Source organism: Thiomonas delicata (assembly GCF_900088825.1).
Classification (GTDB): Bacteria; Pseudomonadota; Gammaproteobacteria; order Burkholderiales; family Burkholderiaceae_C; genus Thiomonas_A; species Thiomonas_A delicata.
In genome coordinates, this window is sequence record NZ_LT592201.1 from 1 (window position 1) to 1,109 (window position 1,109).

The following is a 1,109-nucleotide window of genomic DNA, read 5'->3' on the forward strand; positions in this document are numbered from 1 at the left end:
AATCAGCGCTGCGCCGTCATTGGCGAACAAGGCCGCCACGGCTGCGCCCAGCAGGACCAGGAAGGCGAAGAGTCCGCGCCCGTTGCCGCGCCCCCAACGTGCCACACGCAGCGCCGCCCACTCGAAAAAGCCGGCTTCATCGAGCAACAGGCTGATGATGATGGTGGCGACGAAAGTAATGGTGGCGTTCCAAACGATGTGCCAAACCGCCGGAATATCGGCGAGATGAATCACGCCGGTCAGAAGGGCGGCAATGGCGCCGAAAGTCGCGCTCCAGCCGATGCCCAGCCCGCGCGGTTGCCAGATCACCAAGACGAGCGTGGCGATGAAGATCAGCAGTGCGATCAGCATCGGCTCAGTTCTTGCGCATGGGGTTGAAGGCATCCGGGCCGCTGTTGGCCAGGCGCTTGACCAGATCGAAGCGCGAGATCATGCCGACCAGCCGTTCGTGCTCGATCACCGGCAGGGACTTGATGCTGTGATCCACCAGCAGACGCGCGGCCACGGTGACATGGTCTTCGGGTGCCACGGTGAGGACTTCCCGCGTCATGACCTGCGCGGCCGTGCGGCCCTCGGCCTTGTCCGGCTCCGGCGTACGCCGGCGAAACACGGAGCGGTAGAAGTTCTCCTTCCAGACCGATTCGCGCGGCTCCAACCGCTCGTCGGCCGCACGATGCACCAGGTCGCCCTCGGTCACGAGGCCGAGCAGGTGTCCCTCGGCATCGGTCACCGGAACGCCGTTGATGCGGTGCTCGATCAAGATGCGGGCGATCTCCGCCACGGGCGTCTCCGGTGCGATCCGGATCGGGTTCGGGGTCATCAGGTCACGGACTTTCATGCTGTGTTCCTTTCTCAAGATTTGTGGGTCGATCGGCGGTGAACGACTTGTCAGCACCGGTTTTCACCGCGCTCATCCAGGCCTGCGCCCCCATCTGCACCGGGTCCCAGGGGCTGCTGAACGGAGGTGTGTAGCTGAGATCGAGATCGTTCAAGTCTTCGACGCCCATGCCGTGGAACAGGGCTGCTGCGAACACGTCGATGCGTTTCGACACCTCCGAACGCCAGTGGCCGAGGATCTGCGCGCCGAGGAGACGACCAGTGCGGCGATC

The 1,109-nt window shown here is 64.3% G+C and carries 2 protein-coding genes and 1 pseudogene; all 3 read right to left on the reverse strand.

Annotated elements, in window-relative coordinates:
* Positions 1 to 351 (reverse strand): ArsB/NhaD family transporter (locus THIARS_RS18045; RefSeq protein ID WP_281254232.1); only part of this gene is annotated, 351 nt, incomplete at its 3' end.
* A 4-nt stretch (positions 352 to 355) separates the two neighbouring features.
* A complete protein-coding gene (locus THIARS_RS18050; RefSeq protein ID WP_031406964.1) occupies positions 356 to 838 on the reverse strand; it encodes a CBS domain-containing protein in 483 nt (160 codons plus the stop codon).
* Positions 825 to 1,109, reverse strand: a pseudogene (locus tag THIARS_RS18055) (CoA-disulfide reductase); the annotation flags it as partial. The gene THIARS_RS18050 and the pseudogene THIARS_RS18055, both read right to left, overlap by 14 nt.

Coding starts and splice junctions, on each gene's coding strand:
- THIARS_RS18050 (WP_031406964.1), bottom strand. CDS start 838: ATGAAAGTCCGTGACCTGATGACCCCGAACCCGATCCGGATCGCACCG.